The sequence below is a fragment of the Cellulomonas hominis genome, from assembly GCF_901521055.1.
Classification (GTDB): domain Bacteria; phylum Actinomycetota; class Actinomycetes; order Actinomycetales; family Cellulomonadaceae; genus Cellulomonas; species Cellulomonas endometrii.
This window is the reverse complement of sequence record NZ_CABEGA010000056.1, coordinates 20,999-27,088: the sequence shown is the minus strand read 5'-3', so window position 1 is coordinate 27,088 and position 6,090 is coordinate 20,999. Positions and strand designations below refer to the sequence as shown.

The window sequence follows — 6,090 nt, the reverse complement described above, 5'->3', positions numbered from 1 at the left end:
CCACCCCGAATGAGGCGACCACCCGAGCCGATGAACCATCTTGGCATCAACTACTTGGCACACTGTTGAGTTCTCAAAGAACAGACGCGCATCCCCCACTCACCCTTGCGGGCTCCTGGCCGGAGGCTCGGTTCCAATCTACCAGAGTTCCTGGCGGGCTTTGTCGTCGTTTCCTTCGACTCGGCTCGTCCTGAACTCTATCAGAGTTTTTGTCCCGCCCTGCCTCTCTTTCGAACCGGCCTGGCGTTTCTCAACTCTACCAGAGCTTCTGGACCGCCTTGCCGGCTTGTTCTTTCCGGCGAGGCTTTCCTTCACTCTACCAGGCTTTCCGGCCCGCATTGTCGGCGTTCATTCCGACATTGCGTGTCCTTCTGCCCGGTCCCGGCACGACCGTCCGGACGCCGAGGCGCCTGTCGATCTTGCCGAGGGGGTGGCCACCCGCGGGACCAGCCACCGGGTTGATCCTCGGTGTCCGTTCCTCCCTGCCGGGCGACTCGGAGAACATTACGCGGACGTTTCGCTCACCGTCAAGCCGGCGGGCTCCAGTGCCGCGCACGCACTCCGCACCCCGCCTGACCTGCGCTTTCGCGCCCGGCCCGCCGGGGTGACCCCTGGTGCACCGCGACGGGGCCGGTGTGACGCCCGTCGCTCTGCACCCAGGATGCGCCGTCGCCACCGAGCGCGCAACCCCTCGGGAGGGACCGACCCGGGACGACGAAGGGGCGGTCCCGTCGAAACGGGGCCGCCCCTGGGTCGTGCCGCGAGCACGCGGGTGTCAGTCGGACGTAGCCCCGACCTGCGCGACCGCGAGCGTCCGCTTGCCCCGCCGCAGCACGAGCCACCGCCCGTGCAGCAGGTCCCCCGCCTCGACGACGGCAGAGTCGTCCGTCACCTTGCGGTTGTTGACCGACGCGCCGCCCTCGGCGATCGCCCGGCGGGCCGCCCCCTTGCTCGTGACCAGCCCGGTGGCGGCCAGCACGTCGACGACCGGGTCGCCCACCGCGACCTCGGCCGTGGGCAGCTCGGCCACCGCCGCGCCCAGGGTCGCGGCGTCGAGCTCGGCGAGGTCACCGCCCCCGAACAGCGCGCGGCTGGCCGCGATGACCTTCTCGGTCGCGTCGACCCCGTGCACCAGGGACGTGACGTCGTACGCCAGGGCCCGCTGCGCCTCGCGGGCTGCCGGCCGCTCGGCGACGGCCTGCTCCAGCTCCCCGATCTGCTCGGGCGTCCGGAAGGTGAAGACCTTGAGGTAGCGCACGACGTCGGCGTCGTCGGCGTTGAGCCAGAACTGGTAGAAGGCGTACGGCGACGTGAGCTCGGGGTCGAGCCACACGGTGCCGGACTCCGTCTTGCCGAACTTGGTGCCGTCGGCCTTCGTGATCAGCGGCGTGGTCAGCGCGTGCACCGCGGCGCCCTCGACCTTGCGGACCAGCTCGACGCCGGACAGCAGGTTCCCCCACTGGTCGCTGCCACCGGTCTGCAGCGTGACCCCGTGCCGGCGGAACAGCTCGAGGTAGTCCATGCCCTGCAGGATCTGGTAGCTGAACTCGGTGAACGAGATGCCCTGGTCCGAGCTCAGCCGCCGGGCGACCGTGTCCTTCGCGAGCATCGTGCCCAGCCGGTAGTGCTTGCCGACGTCCCGCAGGAAGTCGATGGCCGACATCGGGGCGGTCCAGTCGAGGTTGTTCACGAGCGTCGCGGCGTTCTCGCCGTCGAACCGGAGCAGCGGGGCGATCTGCCGCCGGATGCGCTCGACCCAGCCGGCGACGACGCCGGGCTCGTTGAGGGTGCGCTCCCCCGCCATCTTGGGGTCGCCGATCAGGCCGGTCGCGCCGCCGACGAGGGCCACGGGCCGGTGCCCCGCGTCCTGCAGGCGCCGGACGGTGAGGATCTGCACCAGGTTGCCGATGTGCAGGCTGGGCGCGGTCGGGTCGAAGCCGCAGTAGAGGGTGACCGGTCCGGCGTCGAGCGCCGCGCGCAGCGCGTCGAGGTCGGTGGTCTGGGAGACGAGGTCGCGCCAGGCGAGCTCGTCGAGGATGTGCGTCACGTCAGTGCTCCAGGTGGTCGCGCGGCTCGGTGGCCGCGCCGTCGGCGGGTCGGGTCATGCCGGCGTCGTCCCGCGCTGCGGGCTGCTTCCCGACGCCGGCCGGCGATACGCCGGCCGGAAGGCGGACACGGTGGGCTCCCCGGTGATCCAGAACCGCCACGGGTGGCGCGCGGGGTCGCCGCCGGCGCCGGCCACGCCGACGCGCGGGCCGGTCGCGTAGGCGGGGGTCACGGCGTCCGGGTCGCGGTGCAGGACGATGCGGCCGCCCGGCTCGGTGATGTCGGCGCCGTTCGCCTCCATCGCGATGCCGAGGGCGACGGCCATGCGGGCGGGACCCCGGGCGATCTGCCGGTCGGAGTCGACGACGCCCGAGCTCGCCCGCCGGGCACGCGCCAGGCCCACGCCGTCGACGACCTCGCCGGCGCGGAGCAGGACGGCGGACGCGGCCCCCGCGGGGCCGGTGACGACGTTGAAGCAGTGGTGCAGGCCGAGGTGCCGGTACACGTAGAGCCGACCGGGCTCCCCGAACATCACGGCGTTGCGCGGGGTGCGGCCGCGGAACGCGTGCGAGCCGGGGTCCGCCTCGCCGTCGTAGGCCTCGACCTCGGTGAGGCGCACGGTGACGTCGCCCTCGTCGGAGCGGACGGTCAGGTAGGCGCCGAGCAGGTCCGGCGCGACCGCGAGCACCGGCCGGGAGTACCAGACGCGGGCCGGCACGATCCCGGGCGCGCCGGACACCGCCTCGGTGCCGGGTCCCGTCGAGCTCACCGGGCCATCCTGCCCCATGCGTCCACGCGGACGTCGGCCCGTCCGCGCGTGCCCTCCCGCGCGAAGTGCGCCGCCTCGTCGCGCATCCAGCGCTCCCAGTGCGGGCGCGCGCCGGCGCCGTCGCGCGCCAGCCCGCGCTCCAGCCGCGTGGCGGGCTCCGCCTCGACCCACACGAGGACCCCGAGGACCGGGGCGACGTCCCGCCGGCCGGACCCGCAGCCCTCCAGCACCAGCACGTCGGGTACCGGGACGTCCACCCAGTCCGCGAACCGGCCGGCCTCCCAGTCGTACCGCTGGAACCGGCCGGGGCGGCCGCGGCGCAGCGGCTCGAGCACCTGGGCCGACAGCCGCGGCCACAGGTCGCCGTCGAGCCCCGTCCACCCGGCGTAGAGGTCGTCCATGTGCACCACCTGCGCGCTCGCGCCGGCGGCGACGCAGCCCGCGGCGACCGCGGCGGCCAGGGTCGTCTTGCCGGAGCCGGCAGGCCCGTCGATCGCGACCACCCGGATCCGGCCGAGCCGCGGCGGCGCGGACAGCAGGAGGGGCACGACGACGCCGGCCGCGTCCTCGTGCCCCTCCTGCCGGGTGGTCGGGTCCGCCATGTGGGGGCTCAGCGCCCGCGGAGCTCCGCCGCGCGGGCGCGGGCCCGCTGGAGCTGCTCGGCGACCCGGACCGGTGCCGTGCCGCCGTGCGCGGACCGCGACGCGACCGACCCCTCCACCGACAGCACGCTGCGCACCTGGGGCGTGAGGTGCTCGGAGACCGCCGCGAGCTCGTCGTCGGTCAGGTCCCAGAGCTCGACCGGCGGCTCGTGCTGCTCGCACGCCCGGACGCACGCGCCCGCGACCTCGTGCGCGACGCGGAACGGCACGCCCTGCCGGACCAGCCACTCGGCGATGTCCGTCGCGAGCGAGAACCCCCGCGGCGCGAGCGACGCCATCCGCTCGGTGTCGAACCGCAGCGTGGCGACCATCCCGGCGAACGCGGGCAGCAGGACGGTCAGCGTGTCGACCTGGTCGAACACCGGCTCCTTGTCCTCCTGCAGGTCGCGGTTGTACGCGAGCGGCAGGCCCTTGAGCGTGGTCAGCAGCCCGGTGAGGTCGCCGACCAGCCGGCCGGCCTTGCCGCGCGCGAGCTCCGCGACGTCCGGGTTCTTCTTCTGCGGCATGATGCTCGACCCGGTCGAGTACGCGTCGTCCAGCTGCACGAAGCCGAACTCGTGCGTCGACCAGAGGACGACCTCCTCCGCGATCCGGGACAGGTCGACACCGAGCATCGCGGACACCCAGGCGAACTCCGCGACGACGTCCCGGGACGCGGTGCCGTCGATCGAGTTCTCCACCGGGGCGTCGAAGCCGAGCTCGGCGGCGACGGCCGCCGGGTCGAGGCCGAGCGACGAGCCGGCGAGCGCGCCGGAGCCGTACGGGGACACCGCGGCGCGGCGGTCCCAGTCGGCGTACCGCTCGACGTCGCGCAGCAGCGGCCACGCGTGGGCGAGCAGGTGGTGCGCGAGCAGGACCGGCTGGGCGTGCTGCAGGTGGGTGCGGCCCGGCATCACCGCGTCGCCCGCGGCCTCGGCCTGGGCGATCAGCGCGTCCACGACGTCGAGCACCAGGCCGGTGATGGCCCGCGCCTCGTCCCGCAGGTACATGCGCACCAGCGTGGCGATCTGGTCGTTCCGGGACCGCCCGGCGCGCAGCCGCCCGCCCAGGTCCGCCCCGGCGCGCTCGATCAGGCCGCGCTCCAGGGCGCCGTGCACGTCCTCGTCGGACTCGGCGGCGACGAACGCCCCGGACTCGACGTCGGCGCGCAGCCGCTCCAGGGCGTCGAGCATGCCCGCCAGCGCCGCGTCGTCCAGCAGCCCGGCCGCGTGCAGGACCCTCGCGTGGGCGCGGGACCCCGCGATGTCCTGCGGCGCGAGCCGCCAGTCGAACTGGGTGGACTTGGACAGGGCGGCCAGCGCGTCGGCGGGGCCGCCGGCGAACCGGCCGCCCCAGAGCGCACCCGCCTGCTCAGGCACCGGTACCGCCGATGCCGCCCTGCGAGCCGAGGTCCTCCGCGTTGCCGAACTTCACGTCGCGCGCGGCGGCGAGCTTGGAGGACAGCCCGTAGATCTCGATGAACCCGCGCGCCGCCGACTGGTCGAACGAGTCGCCGGAGTCGTAGGTGGCCAGGTTGAAGTCGTACAGCGAGGACTCGGAGCGGCGCCCGGTGACCGTCGCCCGGCCGCCGTGCAGCACCATGCGGATCTCGCCGGAGACGTAGCGCTGGGTGTCGTCGATGAAGGTGTCGAGCGACTTCTTCAGCGGGGAGAACCACTGGCCGTCGTAGACCAGCTCGGTCCAGCGCTGCTCGACGGTCCGCTTGAACCGGGCCTGCTCGCGCTCGACGGTGACGTTCTCGAGCTCCTGGTGCGCGGCGATCAGCGCCATCGCGCCGGGGGCCTCGTAGACCTCGCGGGACTTGATGCCCACGAGGCGGTCCTCGACGATGTCGATCCGGCCGACGCCCTGGGCGCCCGCGCGGCGGTTCATCTCCTGGATCGCCTGCAGCGGGGTGACCGGCTGGCCGTCGAGCGCGACGGGCACGCCCTGGTCGAACGTGATGACGACCTCGTCCGCGACCGGCGGGAACGTGGGGTCGTCGGTGTAGGTGTAGACGTCCTTGGTCGGCTCGTTCCAGATGTCCTCGAGGAAGCCGGTCTCGACGGCGCGGCCCCAGACGTTCTGGTCGATCGAGAACGGGTTGTGCTTGGTGGTCGCGATCGGGAGCTTCTTGCGCTCGGCGAACTCGATCGCCTTGTCACGGGTCAGCGCGAGGTCGCGGACCGGGGCGAGGCACTTGAGGTCCGGGGCGAGCGAGGTGATGCCCACCTCGAACCGGACCTGGTCGTTGCCCTTGCCCGTGCAGCCGTGCGCCACGGTCGTGGCGCCGAACTGCCGCGCGGCGCGCACCAGGTGCTTGACGATGACCGGGCGGGACAGCGCGGAGACCAGCGGGTACTTGTCCAGGTACAGGCCGTTGGCCCGCAGCGCCGGCATGCAGTACTCGGCGGCGAACTCGTCGCGGGCGTCGGCGACGTACGCCTCGACCGCGCCGCAGTCCAGCGCGCGCCGGCGGATGACCTCGAGGTCCTCGCCGCCCTGGCCGACGTCGACCGCCACGGCGATCACCTCGGCGCCGGTCGCCTCCGCGATCCAGCCGATGCCCACGGAGGTGTCCAGGCCGCCCGAGTAGGCGAGGACGACGCGCTCAGTCATGTGTCTTCTCTTTCG

Annotated in this window: 5 protein-coding genes; all 5 read right to left on the bottom strand. The window is 73.5% G+C overall.

The features are described from left to right. Positions 1-775: 775 nt before the first annotated feature. The 5 genes from tyrS to KJP73_RS14640 are packed head-to-tail and all read right to left on the bottom strand — an operon-like array spanning position 776 to position 6,075. On the bottom strand, positions 776-2,047 hold the full coding sequence (tyrS, locus tag KJP73_RS14660; protein WP_213283609.1) for a tyrosine--tRNA ligase: 1,272 nt from the start codon (positions 2,045-2,047) through the stop codon (positions 776-778). Positions 2,048-2,101: 54 nt separating this feature from the next. Next, positions 2,102-2,815: a DNA-3-methyladenine glycosylase gene (locus KJP73_RS14655; protein ID WP_249669416.1), complete on the bottom strand. Its 714-nt coding sequence runs from the start codon at positions 2,813-2,815 to the stop codon at positions 2,102-2,104. Continuing rightward, the gene (locus tag KJP73_RS14650; RefSeq protein WP_249669414.1) at positions 2,812-3,417 is read right to left on the bottom strand and encodes a uridine kinase; all 606 of its coding nucleotides are present in this window, start codon (positions 3,415-3,417) and stop codon (positions 2,812-2,814) included. Before KJP73_RS14650 ends, KJP73_RS14655 begins: the two co-directional genes overlap by 4 nt. Before the next feature lie 8 nt (positions 3,418-3,425). Further along, complete coding sequence (gene argH / locus KJP73_RS14645; protein ID WP_213283607.1) at positions 3,426-4,835, bottom strand: argininosuccinate lyase; 1,410 nt, start codon at positions 4,833-4,835, stop codon at positions 3,426-3,428. Further along, positions 4,828-6,075: an argininosuccinate synthase gene (locus KJP73_RS14640; RefSeq protein ID WP_213283606.1), complete on the bottom strand. Its 1,248-nt coding sequence runs from the start codon at positions 6,073-6,075 to the stop codon at positions 4,828-4,830. The genes argH and KJP73_RS14640 overlap by 8 nt, the downstream gene beginning before the upstream one ends. Positions 6,076-6,090 lie beyond the last annotated feature (15 nt).